Here is a 16,764-nt window from a genome sequence, read left to right as displayed (position 1 = left end):
ATCGCTCCCGCGGCCGCCGTCCGCGTCAGGCGGGGATGGCGTCGACCAGCTTGCGCAGCAGCGCCTCGTTGGCGGCGGCGTCGTCGCTGAAGCTGCTGATCTGCACCGTGTAGCTGCCCGCCTCGCTGATCACCACGGCCTCGGCCTCGGTTCCCCCGGCGGCGAGGTACCCCTGGTCCCCCTTGTCCACTCCGGACACCCGCTCGAACCGCTTTCCGGCCTGCTCCCTGCTGTAGTCGAAGGTCGTCTGACCCGCCAGCTCGGAGGCGAGGGTGACGGTCAGGATGGCGACGCCGTTGCCGTCGCGGAACAGGCAGTTGCCGTCGGCGTGCATCGTCCGCCCGACGATCTCCGAAGCCCGCTCGGGGGTGAACGGGCAGGACGGGCGCGCGACGGCCGCCGCGTCGCCGTCGAGGACGCTGTCGTCGCTGCCGCCCTCGGCGTCCGCCGCCGACCCGGGCGACGCCTCCGGCTCGTCCGGGCCACCGCACCCGGTCAGGGCCAGCACAACCGACAACGCCGCTGGCGCAATCCACCGCCGCATGACCATCCCTCGCTTCCGTCAGCCACTGGAGCGGCCGGCCGGGACCCCGCATCGCCGAGCCGGATCGGCCCGGCACGCCCCGTCGGCCCGCCGCCACCGCCTCCCCGGGCGGCTCGGCACGCTCGACGCTAGTTGCCGGCGGGCGTCGACGAATCGGGGAAATCCCTATCTACTGACCGGCCGGAACCAGCCGGAGCCAGGGCATCGGGCCGGCGGCCGGTCGCGTGTCACCGGCCCGGTGTCGCGGTGCGCCCCGGCCGGCCAGGATCGTTCTCCGCGATCTCTTCGCGATTGCGAAAAGGACTCGGGCGATTTCTGCCGTCGTCATGGTTATTGCTTCCGGGTTAACGAAGTATGACGATTGATCAGGGGGGCCCTTCCCATAAGGAGGTTCTTCATGACCGAAGTAACTGAGGCCCCGGACGTCCGCACCTATGAACTGGGGAAGAGCCGTCCTCCGCTCGCCGTGGCAGACCTGCCCGAGCCGGAAGAGGTGTTCGGCGTTCGCAAGCTCGGGCTCCCGCAGCTGGTCAAGTACGCGCTGGGCCCGAGCCTGATCGCGCTCGGCATCTCCATCGGCAGCGGGGAGTGGCTGCTCGGCCCGCAGGCGGTGGGCCAGTTCGGTTTCGTCGGGGTCGGCTGGGTGATCCTCGTGTCGGCCGTGCTGCAGACGTTCTACAACGTCGAGTCGTCCCGGTACGTGATGGCCACCGGCGAGGCGCCCGTCGTCGGTTGGGGACGGGTGCCCCCCGGCTACCTGCTGTGGGTGCCGCTGTCGGTGTTCCTGGTCATCTTCGCGTTCATCGCCGGCGGCTGGGCCGCGTCCGCCGGTCAGGGCCTGTACGCGCTGGTCCACGGCGCGGTGCCGCCGGCCGGGGCCGAGGAGCCGAGGCTCTGGGCGATCGGCCTGCTGCTGCTGGTCTTCGGCATCACCGCGGCGGCCAGACGGATCAGCCGGACGCTGGAGCTGGCCAACTGGCTGATGGTCGGGACGATCCTGGTCGCGCTGCTGTTCGTCACCCTGCTCGTGGTGCCGGGGAGCCTGTGGTGGGAGGGCATCCGCGGGTTCTTCACCCCCGCCGCGCCGCCGGCCGGCATCACCGCGACCCAGTTGGGCGGGCTGGCCGGCTTCACCGCGCTGGCCTCCGGTCTGAACTGGTACGTGATGGGCCACTACCGGGACAAGGGCTACGGCATGGGCTACCGCACCGGCTACATCTCCGGGCTGCGCGGCGATCGGCGGGAGTTGCTGGCCAGCGGCGTCACCTTCCCCGACGACGCCGCCAACGCCGCCCGGTGGAAGCGGTGGTACCGGCTGCTGCTCACCGACATGTGGGGCATCTTCTTCGTCGGCGCCATGCTGGGCATGCTGCTGCCCACGATCCTGATGGCGCAGGCGGTGGAGCTGTCCGGTGAGACGCCGACCACCGCCACGGTGCCCACCTTCGTGGCCACCGCACTCGAGCCCGAGTACGGCCGGGTGATGTTCTACGGCATGCTGGCGATCGGCGTGCTCATCCTGTTCAGCACCCAACTCGGCATCTTCGAGGCGATGGTCCGGGTGACCACCGACGCCGCCCACGCCACGAGTCCGCGGCTGCGCCGCCTGCTGGAGGGCGACCCGCGCCGGTTCTACTACCCGTTCATGCTCATGCTGCTGGTGATCATCGCGGTCGTCCTGCACCTCGCGCTGCCCGTCAGCCTGGTCCAGTGGTCGGCGAACATGTCCAATCTGGGCGCACTGATCTTCCCGTTCATGTTGATCTACCTGAACAGCAGACTGCCCCGCGCGGCGCGCCCCCGGGCGTGGCACTACGCACTGCTCATCATCAATGTCATTTTCTTCGGCTTCTTCTTCGTCAACTTCATCGCCGACTTCGTGGGTGACCCGCTGGTCACGTTCTGACCGCCGTTCGCCGGTGGCCCCTCCGGTCGCGCCAGCGGCCGGCGGGGCCACCTTCGTCACGGCAGCAGGTCGGTGACCGGTCGGGCGCGGATCGACGCGTCGAGCACCTGGGCGGTGTGGGCGAGGGCGACGGTGCCGCCGAGCCGCGCGACCGCGGCGGCGACCTGCAGGAGGCAGCCGGGGTTGGCGGTGACGAGCAGGTCGGCGCCGGTCGCCAGGACGGCGCGGGCCTTGCGTTCGCCGAGTTGCGCCGCCGGCTCCGGGTTGAGCACGTTCCAGACACCGGCCGATCCGCAGCAGATCTCCGGGTCGGCGATCTCCCGCAGCTCCAGCCCGGGTATCCCGCGCAGCAGGGCACGGGGCTGGGCCCGCACCCCCTGGGCGTGCGCCAGGTGGCAGGCGTCGTGGTAGGCGACGGTCACCGGCAGCGGGTGCCGCCGGGCGACCGGCCCCAGCTCGACGAGCACCTCGGAGAGGTCGCGGACCTTCGCGGCGAACGCCGCCGCCCGCTCGGCGTACGCCGGGTCGTCCCGGAGCAGTTCGCCGTACTCCTTCAACGACGACCCGCACCCCGCCGCGTTGACCACGAAGTAGTCGATGCCGGCGGCGGCGAAGACGTCGACCATCGCCCGGGCGAAGCGCCGCGCCTCCTCGGCCCGTCCGTTGTGGACGCTCAACGCGCCGCAACAGCCCTGCCGGTCCGGGACCACGACCACCTCGCACCCCTCGGCGGCGAGCACCCGGGCGGTGGCCGCGTTCACCTCGGGGAAGAAGGCCCGCTGCACGCAGCCGGTGAGCATGCCGACGGTGGCCCGCCGCGCGCCGTTCGCCGGCACCCGGGTCGGGATCCGGGCCGGCCGTCCCAGCGCGGGTGCCAGTGATTCGAGGGTGGCGAGCGTCGGCGCCAGGCGCCCCAGCAGCCCGGTCCGGCGCACCAGCCGCCGCAGGCCGCTGGCCTGGTACGCCCGCAACGGTCCGCGCAGCAGGCGCAGCCGCTGCGGGTACGGGAACACCCGGAAGACGGCGGCCCGGAGCAGCCGCTCCCGGCGGGTCCGGGGGTGCCGGTGTTCCACCTGCTGCCGGGTGTCCTCGATCAGCCGGTCGTAGCGGACGCCGGACGGGCACGCGGTCACACAGGCCATGCAGCCCAGGCACCGGTCGAAGTGGCGCACCATCGACGCGCTCAGCGGCTCGCCGTCGAGCCCTTCCTTCATCAGGTAGATCCGCCCGCGCGGCGAATCCATCTCCTCCCCCCACAGCACGTACGTGGGGCAGGTGGGCAGGCAGAAGCCGCAGTGCACGCAGTCGTCGATCAGGTCTCGGCTCGGCGGGTGGTGGTCGTCGAAGGCCGGCGCGCCGGGCGACCCGGCGACCGGTCCCAGCACGTCCGGCGGAGTGCTGCCCGCCCGGCTGCCCTTCGGCCGGGCGACGCCGCGCTGGGCCGGAAGGTCACTGGCCATGTCAGATCCCTCCGACGAAGCGGCCGGGCGCGAGGCGCCCGTCCGGGTCGAACTGCGCCTTGACCCGGTGCATCAACTCGAGCCCGTCGACCGGTCCCCACAGGTCGACCCGCTCCCGCACCGCGGCCGGCGCGGTCAGCACGACGGCGTGCCCGCCGACCGCCGCCGTCGCGGCGCGCAGGTCCGCGACGACCCGGGCCACCGCCTCAGGCGGCGCGGCGCCGGTCACGCCGCCGTAGAGCACGCCGGTGCCCACGGACCCGCGGACGGCCAGCGGCAGCCGGTGTCGCCGGTGCGCGTCGCGGGCCGCCGCGAGCAGTCGCGGGACGCCGGAGAGCGCGGCGGTGAGTTTCAGGCCGACATCACCCGTCCGCCACGGGTAGGCCGACCACCACGGCGGCGGGTCGTCGGTGGCCGTCCCGCCGTCGAGCAGCCGCCGGGTCGTGGCGACCCGCTCGGCGACCCCCTCCGGTGTGCCCTCCAACAGCACGGCGACCTCCAGCGCGCCGTCGGGCGTCGCGTCGACCTCCAGGGCGCTCGGCACCACCTGCGCGGTGAGCACGGCGGCGGCGAGGCGGCCCGCCTCGGCATCGTCCGCGGCGCGGCGGCGCAGCCAGGCACGGGCGGCGGGGACCGGATGCAGCCGGAACGCGCACTCGGTGATCAGGCCGAGGGTGCCGTACGAGCCGGTGAGGAGCTTGCCGAGGTCGTAGCCGGCGACGTTCTTCACCACCTTGCCGCCGGCGCGGGCCACCACCCCGTCGGGGCGCACCATGGTGACGCCGATCAGCAGGTCACGGACGGTGCCGTAGCGCATCCGGCGCGGCCCGCTGGTGTTCGTCGCGACGACGCCGCCGACGGTCGCCGCGCCCCCGCCGGGTGGCAGCGGCGCGTCCAGAGCCAACTGCTGGCCGGCGGGGGCCAGTTTGGCCCGCAGTTCCGTCAGCGGGGTGCCGGCCCGGACGACGACGATGAGGTCCCCGGCCGCGTGCTCCACCACGCCGCTGAGCCGGCGGGTGCTGACCAGCAGGTCCAGCCGGCGCGGCGGGTTGGCCCAGTCCTGCTTGGTGCGGCCGCCCTCGGCCACCACGGCGAGGTCCCGGGCGGCGGCGGCCCGCAGCAGCGCGGCCACCTCCTCGGTGGAGCCGGGCGCGGCGACGTGGCGGGGTGGTACGCCGGCCACGGCGTCGGCCGGGCCGGCCGGGCGGACGGCGTCGCGACCGCCGGCCGCCGCACGCAGGGCAGCCAGGACGTCGTCGGGCATCAGAACACCTCCGCCAGACCGGCCTGCTGCAACGGGTGGACGCCGCGGCGGCGGCCGGGCACCTCGCCGCAGAGCCGTGGCGTCGGAAAGACCTTGCCCGGGTTGGCCAGCCCGCGCGGGTCGAAGGCGCACCGGAGGAGCTGCATCGTGTCGAGGTCGTCGTCGGTGTACATGCGCGGCATGAACTTCGCCTTGTCCATGCCGACGCCGTGCTCACCCGTGATCGAACCGCCGTGCTCGATGCAGAGGTCGAGGATGGCGCCGGAGACCTCCTCCGCCTGTTCGGCCTGGCCGTCGACGCTGTCGTCGAAGAGGACCAGCGGGTGCAGGTTGCCGTCGCCGGCGTGGAAGACGTTGGCCACCCGGACGCCGCGCTGCGCGGAGATCTCCGCGATGCGGCGCAGCACCTCGGGCAGCGCGGTGCGCGGGATGACCCCGTCCTGGACGATGTAGTCCGGGCTGATCCGGCCGACCGCGGCGAACGCCGACTTGCGGCCCTTCCAGATCAGCGCCCGCTCGGCGTCGTCGGCGGCGACCCGGATCTCGGTGGCGCCGTTGTCGCGGCAGAGCCGCTCGACGTCGGCGAACTGGGCGTCGACCTCGGCGGCCGGGCCGTCCAGCTCGACGATCAGCACGGCTCCGGCGCCGGCGGGATAGCCGCAGCGCACGGCCGCCTCGGCGGCGGAGATGGCGAGCGCGTCCATCATCTCGATCGCCGCCGGCACCACCCCGGCCGCGATCACGGCCGAGGTCGCCGCCCCCGCCTCGTCGGTGGAGGGAAAGGCGGCGAGCAGCGTACGGACCGACTCGGGCAGCCGGACCAGCCGCACGGTCACCTCGGTGGCGATGCCGAGCGTCCCCTCGGAGCCGACGAAGGCGCCGAGCAGGTCGTAGCCGGGGGTGTCCGGGGCCCGGCCGCCGAGGCGCACCAGGTCCCCGTCCGGGGTGACCACCTCCAGGCCGGTGACGTGGTTGGTGGTGAAGCCGTACTTCAGGCAGTGCGCGCCGCCGGAGTTCTCCGCCACGTTCCCGCCGATGGAGCAGACCTGCTGGCTCGACGGGTCCGGGGCGTAGTAGTAGCCGTGCGGGGCGGCCGCCCGGGTGACCTGGAGGTTGATCACGCCGGGCTCGACCACGGCCCGCTCGTCGGCCGGGGCGACCTGCCGGATCGCCCGCATCTGCGAGGTGACGATGAGCACCCCGTCGGCGTGCGGCAGCGCCCCGCCGGACAGGCCGGTGCCGGAGCCGCGGGCGACGAACGGCACCCCGGCGTCCACGCAGGCCCGCACCGTTGCCGCGCACCCGGCGGCGGTACGCGGCAGGGCGACCAGGGCGGGCACCACCTTGTACTGGGCGAGCCCGTCGCACTCGTAGGTGCGCAGCTCCTGCCGGTCGCTGATCACCTGCGCGTCGCCGAGCACCGCCCGCAGCGCGGCGGCGAGGGCGCTGATGTCCGTCGTGGTCATCGCCGACCTCCCGTCGCGGCCGTAGGGGTCAGGGCATCCGCTCGTACGCGGGCAGGGTCAGGAAGTCCACGAATTCGTCGGCCACGGCGACCGCCATGAACAGCGCCCGGGCCTCGGCGTAGTCGGCCGGGCCACCCGGCAGGTTCGCCAGTTCCTCGTCGGCGAGCCGCTCGACGAGGTCCCGGTCGACCTGCTCGCCGGTGTCGTCGAGGGTGACGTCGTTGTGCAGCCACTGCCACACCTGCGACCGGGAGATCTCGGCCGTCGCGGCGTCCTCCATCAGGTTGAAGATGGCCACCGCCCCGGTGCCGCGCAGCCAGCTCGCGAGGTACTGGATGCCGACGCTGATGTCGTTGCGCAGCCCCGTCTCGGTGCGCTGCCCCGGGGTGCTCCGCACGTCCAGCAGCTGCGCCGCGGTGACCCGTACGTCGTCGCGGGTGCGGTCGAGCTGGTGCGGCCGGTCGCCGAGCACGCCGTCGAACACCTCGCGGCAGACCGGCACCAGGTCGGGGTGGGCCACCCAGGACCCGTCGAAGCCGTCGCCCGCCTCACGGGTCTTGTCGTCGCGGACCTTCGCCAGCGCCGTCTCGTTCACCTGCGGGTCCCGCCGGCTGGGAATGAACGCCGCCATGCCACCGATCGCGTGCGCACCTCGCCGGTGGCAGGTACGCACCAGCAGCTCGGTGTACGCGCGCATGAACGGCGCGGTCATCGTCACCGCGTTCCGGTCGGGCAGCAGGAAGTCCCGGCCCCGGGTGCGGAACTTCTTGATCACGCTGAACATGAAGTCCCACCGCCCCGCGTTGAGGCCGGCGGAGTGCTCGCGCAGCTCGTAGAGGATCTCCTCCATCTCGAACGCCGCCGGGTAGGTCTCGATGAGCACGGTCGCGCGGATGGTGCCGCGCGGGATGCCCAGCCGCTCCTGGGCGAACAGGAACACGTCGTTCCAGAGCCGCGCCTCCAGGTGGCTCTCCAGCTTCGGCAGGTAGAAGTACGGTCCGGAACCGCGCTCGAGCTGCCGGGCGGCGCAGTGGAAGAGGTACAGCCCGGCGTCGACCAGGCTGCCCGAGGTGCGCTCGCCGTCGACCAGGAGGTGCTTCTCAGTCAGATGCCAGCCGCGGGGCCGGAACACGATGGTCGCCAACTCGCCGTCGTGCAGCGCGTACCGCCGGCCGTCCGGGGCGGTGAACGAGAGCTTCCGGTCGATAGCGCCGCGCAGGTTGAGCTGGCCGTCGATCACGTTCTCCCACAGTGGCGTGTTAGCGTCCTCGTGGTCGGCGAGCCAGACCTTCGCGCCCGAGTTCAAAGCGTTGATCGTCATCTTCGCGTCGGTCGGTCCGGTGATCTCCACCCGGCGGTCGACGAGCCCGGGCGCGGGCGGGGCCACCCGCCACTCGCCGTCCCGGACGTGCTTCGTCCCGGGCAGGAAGTCCAGCAGCTCACCGGCGGCCAGCGCGGCCTCGCGTTCGGCCCGCCGGGCGAGCAGCTCCCGCCGTCGGGCGTCGAAACAGCGGTGCAGGTCGCCGAGGAAGGCGAGCGCCTCCGGGGTGAGGATCTCCTGGAACCGGTCGTGCCGGGGGCCGGCCAGCTCCACGCCGTCGGGCATGCCCATGACGCGCTCCTCACCGTCGAGGGAAGATGCAGTCGGATCGATCCACGGGATGCTGCTGCCGACTCTAGTGCTGAGGTCGACGGACCGCGAGTGGCGGAACGCTCTGCTCCCTCCAACGCGTCACCGGCCCGCGAGAGGTGCCGGGGTGGTCGGGCCGCTCGGGGTGAGCCTCGGCCCAGTCGCGGCCGCGCCGAGCAGATCGGCCTGGACAGGCGTAGGCTGGGGTTGTCCCGCCTCCGCCGTCGACGCATCGGGACGCGCTCCCCACCACCCACCGGCCCGGGAGCGTTGATCACCGTCGACGCAGGTCGGATTCGTTCCGCCCCGTGGCGCTCGCACGGCGCGATTCCGCGCACGACCCCACCGCTACGCCGCGGCCACGGCGACAGGGACCCGACATGACGTCACGAACCGACACCCTCGCTCCCCCGTCGACGCCGCGCCTGCGGCTCGAACCGACCCGGTCGCCGCGCACGCTGCTCGACGGCGGCTGGTGGCCCCGCTCGACCGATCCGCTCGCGGAGCTGCCCGGCCTCGTCCTCGCCATCGATCTGCTGCACGGGCCGATCACCCGGCTGGTCCTCCACGCCGGGACCTGGGACGGCAGTCCGCACCGCCTCGGGGTTGGCGACAGGGTGCTGCGGTTGGGCTACTTCACCAGTCAGCCCGCCAGCCTGCTGACCGCGATCTGCCGCAACGACGACCGGGTCGACCTGTTGGTCGTCCCGCCGGAGACCACTGCCCAGTTGGCCGAGGCGGCGCTGGCGCTCGCCGCCACCGCCGGCAACCTGATCCACGCTCCGCAGCTGCTCACCGCCGTTGGCACGCTGTTCGAGGCGCAGGTGGACAGCGCGAGCAGACGCTCCTGGGAGTCGGAGGGCGGCGGTCTCCGCACCACCCATGACCCGCTTGCCACCGTCGCCCACTCCGGAGCCGACGCCAGCCGGGCCGCGAGGTCCGCGCCGGTGGCACCGCCGCCCGCGCCGACCACACCTCGGCCGCGGCAGCAGCGGACCGGCGACCTTCCCACCATCACCAACGAGGTGCAGATCATGACCATCGCCCGACACACGATCATCTCCGCGTTGCGTCGACGCGGCCAGCACACCAGGGCCGACTGGGTCGAGCGGGAACTGCCGGAGCAGGTGGACATCGCCCGGCACGCCGGACTCCTCGCGACCCTGCATCTGGATCCCGCCGAGCTCACCGAGCCGCCTGCCCGGTGACAGTGGCCCCGCTGAGCCACCTACGGCAGTGCTTACTGGTCACGCCGGACACATGCCGCACCGGCTGAGGCATCGGCCGTTCGCCGGACGCGATCGGACCACCGACCCGTTACCCGGGCAGGTGGGCCCTGAGCTGGGCCAGGGAGCGCTTCAGCAGCCGGGACACGTGCATCTGCGACAGCCCGACCTCGGCGGCAATCTGCGACTGGGTCATGTGACGGTAGAACGACATGGCGAGAATCCGGCGCTCACGCAGGGGAAGGGTGGCGAGCAACGGCCGGAGGGTGAGGCGGTCTTCCACGCCCGCGTAGCCGGGGTCGACGCCGCCTATCAGTTTCTCGGTCTCGATGCCGTCGGCTCCGCGGTGGAGCGCGTTCAGCGACGCCAGGCGGTAGGCCTGCGATGCGGCGAGGGCGAACGCCACGTCGTCGATGCTGACGTCCAGGTGCTCGGCGAGTTCCGCGGCGGTCGGGTGGTGGCCCTGCCGCTGGGTGAGGTCCCCCGTGACGGCTCGTACCACGCTGTTCAGCTCCTGGGCGCGGCGCGGGACCCGCATCGCCCAGGTGGTGTCGCGGAAGTGCCGGCGGAGCGCGCCGAGAATGGTGGGGACGGCGTAGCAGGAGAACGGTACGCCTCGGCTGACGTCGAATCCGTCGACGGCCCGGACCAGCGCGAGGGCCGCGACCTGAGCCAGATCGTCGTACGGCTCTCCGCGCCCGGTGTATCGGCTGGCCAGTCGGCTGGCCATCGGCAGATTGCCCTCGATGATCCGATCCCGCAGCTTCCGACGGTCGGGGTCGTCGCCGGCCAGGGCGGCCTGTCGACGCATCAACTGGTCGGTGGTCATCGGTACGTGACCCGCCGGCAGATGTCGGCGAACGGTGGCCGCTGTCGCGGTGGGGATGACCATTGTTCAACGCCCCTTACGGCTGGTGGCGGCGGAACTGACGGCCACCGGGGGCCCGGGCGACAACGTCACCGTACGCCTCATCGCGCCGATCCGCACGGGCGGACGTCGGCGGCGGGACGTGCGGTGGCGGCCGGGCCGCGCAACCTGATCGGGCACTCAGGCGGACACGGCGGTTGTCGTTTCCGGCGTCAGCTGCTCGGTGCCGTCGACGATCGCCTGAGCCAGGTCGGACAGTCGCCGGTTGCGGCTGCAGGCGCCGCTGCGCATCAGCGCGAACGCCGCACCCACGTCCACCCCGAGGCGCTCGGCGAGCACGCCCTTGGCCTGCTCGATCAGAATCCGGCTGTCGAGTGCGGTCTGCAGCTGCGCGGTGCGGATGTCGCGGCGGTGGATGGCGCGTTGCTGGAGCAGGCCGATGGTGGCCACGTCGGCCAGCGCCTGACCGATGCGGAGCTTGCCTTCATCGAGCGCACCCGGCTGGGTGTCGAAGAGGTTCAGCGCGCCGATCACCTCGGAGCGTAGGCGCATGGGCAGCGCGTGTACCGCGACGAACCCGACCTCGGCCGCGGCGGCGGTGAACCGGGGCCAGCGGCCGGCCGCCGGCAGGTCGATCACCGACACGGGGTGCCCGGTGCGGAAGCAGTCCACGCAGGGGCCCTGGTCGGTCTGTAGTTGGAACAGCTCCAGCAGCCGGGTGCGTTCACAGGAGGCGGCCACCACTTGAAGGTTGCCGTGCTCGTCCGTCAGAAGCAGCCCGGCCGCCGAGACACCCAGCAGTTGGACACACCGTTCGGTGAGCACGTGCAACAGCTCGATCACGTCGAAGTCGTCGACGAGTGTGTCGGCCATCTCCACGAACACGTCGGACAACTGCACTTCGGCCACGTCACTCGCCTCCGGCATACGCTCGTCCCACCTGGATGTGCGGCAGCGACCTGACGTCCACCGGACGGGGAGCAGGCAGAACGGCACTCACCCCTGCACATGAGAGCACGGAGACGATGACATGCGATACCTCAGTGACGTCAACCTACGCGCCGTCCTCAACGTCCTGATCGACCGGGCCGGCGGCACGGTCGAGATCAGCAACGCCGAACTGTACGACGCCATGCTGCCCGACCACAGCCATGGGGAACGGGTACGGATCGAGGAGACGCAGGACGGGCTCCGGCTGTCCGTTGTGCCACGTCAAGAGACGAACGGGTGACGCCAAAGCCGCCAGGTCCCTGTGCCGCGCGTCGCCGAGTCGTACGCCTCGTCGCGAGCGCTGATCTCCAGTTCGCCGCCATACTGACCGCAGAACCTGCGGATTTCGCGCGACCGGTGAGCCCGCCTGGCGACTCGCGCCGAGCATACACGGACGTCGACGACGTCAAGGGCACCGGACTGCGGGGCGATATGTGGTGAATGCCGTTTCCGACGATATGTGCCGCTATTGTTGATGAAGCCGTCCTGCGATGTCCGACTGGCGCCATCTCGCCGTCGGCAACGGCGACCGACTCGTGGACCCGGACCGGAGACCAGGGACGCCGATGACGATCAATCAGGCGGTAGGGCTGACGCGGGAGGGCGGGGGCCCACAGCGAGCGACCCTGCTGGAACTGTTCCTCGATCTGGTGTTCGTGGCCGCACTCGCCGTGACCTCGCGGACCTTGGCGCAGGACCTCGGCTGGGGCGCGATTCTCCAGACCCTGGTGATGCTGATGGCGGTCTGGTGGGTCTGGTCGGTCACGGTGCTGACAACCGACCTCTACCACGCACAGCGGCCTCCCATCTTCGTCATGACGCTCTGGGTCATGCTCGGCACCATCCTGATGGCCAGTTCGCTGCGCGCAGCCTTCTCCGGCCATGGCCTCCTCTTCGCGGGCGCGTACGTGGCGATCCACATCGGTCGTGGCCTGTTCCTCGCCGCTGCGCTGAAGAGTCGCCAGGCGCAACTTCACGCCGGCAGGTTCATCTTCTGGTTCGTCGCGTCCGCGGTACCGTGGCTCGCCGGCAGCCTCGCGGCAGGCACGACGCGGGGCCTGCTGTGGGCGGCTGCGCTGGCCATCGACTACGGGGCAGCCTGGCTTCGTTACCCGACACCACGGCTCGGGCGGGTGCCCGCGTCCCAGTACGCGGTGGCAGCCGACCACCTGGCAGAGCGTTACCAGCAGTTCTTCACCCTCGCGCTCGGCGATCTCATCCTCGTCATCACCCTCACCTACGCCGCGGGCGATGTGACCGGCGCCAGGACGTGGGCTCTTCTGGTCGCGTTCACCGCCACCGTGCTGCTGTGGCAGATCTACGTCCATCGCGCCGGCGCCTTGCTGAAAGCCGCCATCGAGGCCTCCCGGGACCCGGGCCGGTTCGTACGGTCCGCCCCGTACACCCACCTGCTCATGGTGGCCGGCGTGGTCGCCGCCGCCGCCGGTTTCGAGCTCGTCATCGCCCATCCCACCGAGCAGACCACCCCCTGGCTGGCCGCCTACCTCCTCGGCGGACCCGCATTGTTCCTGGCCGGACGGGCCCGGTTCGAATACGAGGTGTTCAGTCGGGTGTCGCCGTCCCGGCTGGTCGGGCTGCTCGTGCTGGTTGTCGCGGCACCCGCGATGGTGCTCGTGCCCGCACTGCTGGCCGGTCTCGCGGGCACCGTCGTACTGGCCGGGATAGCCGTCTCGGACGCCGTCCGTGCCGCTGGAGGCCCACCCGAGGCACCAGCACCGGCCCTGTAGCCGACGTCGTCGACGCAGCATGGCCACGCCGTCATCGGCGACGCGTAGCGGCCGGGGCACCCGGCCCCGCACTGGCGGCGGCCTCATATACCTGACTAAAGTCAGGTATATGGACTCGGAACTCATCGCCGCGGTACGGCGCTTCAACCGGACGGTCACCCAGCGGGTCGGGGCGCTCGACGACGAGTACATGGCCCGCGGGCGCCCCCTCGCGCAGGCCCGCCTGTTGTGGGAGATCGGCCCCGGCGGCGCGGAGGTCGCCGCGCTGCGGGCCCGGCTCGGCCTGGACTCGGGACACCTCAGCCGGCTCCTGCGCATCCTGGAGAGCGACGGGCTGGTCACCGTCGGGCCGGCCGACCGGGCCGGCGGCGACCTGCGGGTGCGGACCGCGGCGCTCACCGACGTCGGCCGGGCCGAGTGGGCCGGGCTGGACAAGCGCTCCGACGACTTCGCCCGGTCGATCCTCGAACCGCTCACCGCGCAGCGTCGGGAACGGCTCGTCGCGGCGATGGCCGAGGTCGAGCGGCTGCTCATCGCGTCGATGGTGGTCATCGAGCCGTGCCCGCCGGGCGACCCCCGCGCCCGGGCCTGCGTGCGGGCCTACGCCCGAGACATCGCCCGACGCTTCGACGACGGGTACGACCCGGCCCTGAGCAACCCGGTGCGGGACGAGGAACTGGTCCCGCCCGCCGGCGTGTTCCTGCTCGCCACCCTCAACGCCGAGCCCGTCGGCTGCGGCGCGGTCAAGCTCCACCTCGGCGCGCCCGCCGAGATCAAGCGGGTCTGGGTGTCGGACACCGTGCGCGGGCTCGGGATCGGCCAGCGGGTGCTGGGTGAGCTGGAGCGGTACGCCGCCGAGCGGGGCTGGACCACGGTTCGGCTGGACACCAACCGCACCCTCACCGAGGCGATCGCGATGTACCGCTCGGCCGGCTACCGGGAGATCGAGCCCTACAACACCGAGCGCTACGCCCACCACTGGTTCGAGAAGCACCTGGCGCCGTGACGCGGCCGGCGGCGCGGGGCGGGCACTCCCGCGCGCCGCGCCGCCGTCACAGGTTGTGGCGGTCGTCGGCCGGCAGGCCGGGCGAGCGGGTCGGCTCCGGGGACTGGTCGGGCTGACCGAGCTGCGCGACATGGGTCGGGTCGAGGACCCGGGACAGGAACGAGCGGGTCCGTTCGTGCCGCGGCGCGCCGAGCACCTCCTGGGGCGGCCCCTGCTCGACCACCACACCCCCGTCCATGAACACCACCCGGTCGGCGACGTCCCGGGCGAACGCCATCTCGTGGGTCACCACCATCATCGTCATGCCGTCCTCGGCCAGCTTGCGCATGACGGTGAGGACGTCGCCGACCAGTTCCGGGTCGAGTGCGGAGGTCGGCTCGTCGAAGAGCATCAGCTTGGGGTCCATCGACAGCGATCGGGCGATCGCCACCCGCTGCTGCTGCCCGCCGGAGAGCTGGGCCGGGTACGCGCGGGCCTTGTCGGTCAGCCCCACCCGCTCCAGGTTGTCCCGCGCGATCCGCTCGGACTCGGCGCGGCCGCGCCGGAGCACCCGGCGCTGGGCGATGGTGAGGTTGTCCAGCACGGTCAGGTGCGGGAAGAGGTTGAACGACTGGAAGACCATGCCGATGCCGCGGCGGACGGCGTCGATCTCGACGTCCGGGTCGGTCATCTCGATCCCGTTCACCCAGATCTTGCCGGCGGTCGGCTCCTCCAGCAGGTTGACGCAGCGCAGCAGCGTCGACTTGCCGGACCCGGACGGCCCGATGACGCAGACCACCTCGCCGTGGCCGACCTCGAAGTCGATGCCCTTGAGCACCTCGATCGGCCCGAACGACTTGTGCAGGTCGCGGATCTCGACGGCGGAACGGGGTTCGGTAGTCGTCATGGAAGTCACCGAGCCTTGGCGTAGCGGAGTTCGAGGCGTCGTACCACCTGCGAGAGGGGCAGGGTGATGACCAGGTAGGTGAGGCCGGCCACCAGCAGCGGGGTGGCGTTCACCCGGTCGTTGAGGGTGTCCCGACCGAACTTGGTGACCTCGATGGTCTGCGCCGTCACGCCGAGCACGTAGGCGAGCGACGAGTCCTTGGTGAGCAGGATGAGTTCGTTGGTCAGCGGCGGAATCACGATCCGGAACGCCTGCGGGATGACGATCGTGCGCAGCGCGGTGAAGTGCGACATGCCGAGGGTGCGCGCCGCCTCCATCTGCCCCTTCGGCACGGCCTGGATGCCGGCCCGAATGGTCTCGGCCATGTACGCCGCGGCGGTCAACCCGAGACCGATCGTGATGGACCCGAACACCCCGCCCGGGATCTCCCGCTCGGGGAAGGCGATCGGGATGCCGTACCCGACGAGGAAGAGCACCAGCAGCGCGGGCAGGCCCCGGAACAGCTCGATGTACGCCGTCGCCACCCAGCGGTACGGAGCCACCCTGGACAGCCGCATCAGCGCGAGGATGGTGCCGAACACCAGGCCGAAGGCGAACGCCCCCAGGGTGTAGAGGATGGTGTTGCGCAGCGCGACGGTGATGATCGTCGGGAACATCGACTCGATGATGTCGACGCGGAAGAACGCGTCCCCCAGCCTGCCCCAGTCCGCGGCGAAGATCACCACGGCGATGACGGCGGCGAAGGCCAGGTACTGGAGCCAGAGGGACAGCCGCTCTCGCTGGCGGCGTCGCAGCTTCACGGTTCGATGCTCCTTGACTGTGCGGGGGCGGCCGACGCGGAGGGCGCGCGCCAGGCGCGCGCCCTCCGGCCAGGAGTTCGGATCACGCGTTCGGCAGCTTGCCGATCCACTTCTCGTAGATCTTGTCGTAGGTGCCGTCCTGCTTCGCCTTGGCCAGCGCCTCGTTGATCTTCTTGAGCAGTTCCGGGTTGCCGTCCTTCTTCACCGAGAACCCGTACTGCTCGCCGGTGTCGAACTCGGCCGTCACCTCGAACCCGCCGGGGTGCTCCTTGATGTACTCGGTCCAGACCGGCAGGTCGTTGACGGCGGCCTCCACCTGGCCGTTGGCCAGCGCCTGCTGCAGGGCGGCGAGGTCCTCGAACTCGACCAGTTGCAGGCCCTTCTCCTGCTCGAACTTCCGGGCGTAGTCACGACCCGTGGTCGCCGCCTGGACGCCGAGCTTCTTCCCCTTGAGGTCGTCGAGCGACTTGTACGGCTTGCCGGTCTTGACCAGCAGCGCCTGGGTCGCGTCGAAGTACGGATCGGAGAAGTTCATCACCTTCTGCCGTTCCTCGGTGATCGTCATGCCGGCGGCGGCCGCGTCGCACTTGCCGGTGTTCAGGTCCTGGCCGGACTTGATCCCCTCGAACGGCGTGTCGACGATCGTCTGCTCGACGCCGAGTTCCTTGGCGACCAGGTCCATCACGTCGACGTCGAACCCGACCACCTTGCCGCTGGCGTCCTTCGACTGGAAGGGCGCGTACGGCAGGTGGGTGCAGACGGTCAGCTTGCCCTTCTCGATGAGCTTGACCCCGCTCGCCTGGACCTCGCCCTCATCCTTCTTGGCGCATCCGGCGCTCACCGCGAGAGCGGCGATCGCCACGACGAGACCAGCCTTGCGGACGGCGCTATGGAAAGTCACGGCGGTGTCCTCCGATTCGGCCCCTCTGACAGGCAGCCAGCGTTGGTGCAAAGACGGTGTGACACGGCA

Annotated in this window: 15 protein-coding genes; 5 read left to right on the top strand and 10 right to left on the bottom strand. The window is 71.6% G+C overall.

The genetic code is table 11. The features are described from left to right. Positions 1 to 25: 25 nt before the first annotated feature. On the bottom strand, positions 26 to 544 hold the full coding sequence (locus ACVCAH_RS10335) for a hypothetical protein (protein WP_447135849.1): 519 nt from the start codon (positions 542 to 544) through the stop codon (positions 26 to 28). Between the two features lie 397 nt (positions 545 to 941). Here ACVCAH_RS10335 and ACVCAH_RS10330 point away from each other — a divergent pair, with 397 nt between their 5' ends. Further along, positions 942 to 2,450, top strand: coding sequence for an Nramp family divalent metal transporter (locus ACVCAH_RS10330; protein ID WP_447135848.1), 1,509 nt, complete (start codon positions 942 to 944; stop codon positions 2,448 to 2,450). A 56-nt stretch (positions 2,451 to 2,506) separates the two neighbouring features. On the opposite strand, the gene ACVCAH_RS10325 is transcribed toward ACVCAH_RS10330, so the two are convergent. Genes ACVCAH_RS10325 through aceB form a run of 4 tightly spaced genes read right to left on the bottom strand, consistent with a single transcriptional unit; the run spans position 2,507 to position 8,252 of the window. Then, a complete protein-coding gene (locus tag ACVCAH_RS10325; protein ID WP_447135847.1) occupies positions 2,507 to 3,910 on the bottom strand; it encodes a (Fe-S)-binding protein in 1,404 nt (467 codons plus the stop codon). A gap of 1 nt (position 3,911) precedes the next feature. Next, positions 3,912 to 5,174, bottom strand: a complete 1,263-nt coding sequence (locus tag ACVCAH_RS10320) for an FAD-binding oxidoreductase (RefSeq protein WP_447135846.1) — start codon at positions 5,172 to 5,174, stop codon at positions 3,912 to 3,914. Then, positions 5,174 to 6,640, bottom strand: coding sequence for an FAD-linked oxidase C-terminal domain-containing protein (locus ACVCAH_RS10315; protein ID WP_447135845.1), 1,467 nt, complete (start codon positions 6,638 to 6,640; stop codon positions 5,174 to 5,176). The genes ACVCAH_RS10320 and ACVCAH_RS10315 overlap by 1 nt, the downstream gene beginning before the upstream one ends. Positions 6,641 to 6,668: 28 nt before the next feature. Further along, positions 6,669 to 8,252: a malate synthase A gene (aceB, locus tag ACVCAH_RS10310; RefSeq protein ID WP_447135844.1), complete on the bottom strand. Its 1,584-nt coding sequence runs from the start codon at positions 8,250 to 8,252 to the stop codon at positions 6,669 to 6,671. Positions 8,253 to 8,650: 398 nt separating this feature from the next. Here aceB and ACVCAH_RS10305 point away from each other — a divergent pair, with 398 nt between their 5' ends. Further along, entirely contained in the window at positions 8,651 to 9,478 is an 828-nt protein-coding gene (locus ACVCAH_RS10305; RefSeq protein WP_447135843.1) for a DUF5994 family protein, read from the top strand. Between the two features lie 109 nt (positions 9,479 to 9,587). Here the strand turns inward: ACVCAH_RS10305 and ACVCAH_RS10300 are convergent, their stop codons facing one another. Together ACVCAH_RS10300 and ACVCAH_RS10295 are read right to left on the bottom strand one after the other, a co-directional pair. Further along, the gene (locus ACVCAH_RS10300; RefSeq protein ID WP_447135842.1) at positions 9,588 to 10,325 is read right to left on the bottom strand and encodes a SigB/SigF/SigG family RNA polymerase sigma factor; all 738 of its coding nucleotides are present in this window, start codon (positions 10,323 to 10,325) and stop codon (positions 9,588 to 9,590) included. Positions 10,326 to 10,544: 219 nt separating this feature from the next. Continuing rightward, positions 10,545 to 11,291, bottom strand: a complete 747-nt coding sequence (locus ACVCAH_RS10295) for an ANTAR domain-containing protein (protein WP_447135841.1) — start codon at positions 11,289 to 11,291, stop codon at positions 10,545 to 10,547. A gap of 103 nt (positions 11,292 to 11,394) precedes the next feature. Between ACVCAH_RS10295 and ACVCAH_RS10290 the strand changes: the two genes are divergently transcribed. The 3 genes from ACVCAH_RS10290 to ACVCAH_RS10280 all read left to right on the top strand — a co-directional run bounded on the left by ACVCAH_RS10290 (position 11,395) and on the right by ACVCAH_RS10280 (position 14,108). After that, positions 11,395 to 11,595: a hypothetical protein gene (locus ACVCAH_RS10290; protein WP_447135840.1), complete on the top strand. Its 201-nt coding sequence runs from the start codon at positions 11,395 to 11,397 to the stop codon at positions 11,593 to 11,595. 325 nt (positions 11,596 to 11,920) lie between these two features. Beyond that, a complete protein-coding gene (locus ACVCAH_RS10285) occupies positions 11,921 to 13,102 on the top strand; it encodes a low temperature requirement protein A (protein WP_447135839.1) in 1,182 nt (393 codons plus the stop codon). A gap of 109 nt (positions 13,103 to 13,211) precedes the next feature. After that, complete coding sequence (locus tag ACVCAH_RS10280; RefSeq protein WP_447135838.1) at positions 13,212 to 14,108, top strand: bifunctional helix-turn-helix transcriptional regulator/GNAT family N-acetyltransferase; 897 nt, start codon at positions 13,212 to 13,214, stop codon at positions 14,106 to 14,108. Between the two features lie 46 nt (positions 14,109 to 14,154). Here ACVCAH_RS10280 and ACVCAH_RS10275 read toward each other — a convergent pair whose 3' ends face one another. From ACVCAH_RS10275 to ACVCAH_RS10265, 3 genes are all read right to left on the bottom strand, one after another. Beyond that, entirely contained in the window at positions 14,155 to 14,994 is an 840-nt protein-coding gene (locus tag ACVCAH_RS10275; protein WP_447135837.1) for an amino acid ABC transporter ATP-binding protein, read from the bottom strand. 5 nt (positions 14,995 to 14,999) lie between these two features. Continuing rightward, complete coding sequence (locus tag ACVCAH_RS10270) at positions 15,000 to 15,794, bottom strand: amino acid ABC transporter permease (RefSeq protein WP_447135836.1); 795 nt, start codon at positions 15,792 to 15,794, stop codon at positions 15,000 to 15,002. A gap of 82 nt (positions 15,795 to 15,876) precedes the next feature. Further along, a complete protein-coding gene (locus ACVCAH_RS10265) occupies positions 15,877 to 16,695 on the bottom strand; it encodes a basic amino acid ABC transporter substrate-binding protein (protein ID WP_447135835.1) in 819 nt (272 codons plus the stop codon). Positions 16,696 to 16,764: the final 69 nt, after the last annotated feature.

It is taken from the genome of Micromonospora sp. LZ34, assembly GCF_052981855.1.
Note: the sequence above shows the minus strand (reverse complement) of the source record. Positions and strands in the feature narration are given on the sequence as shown.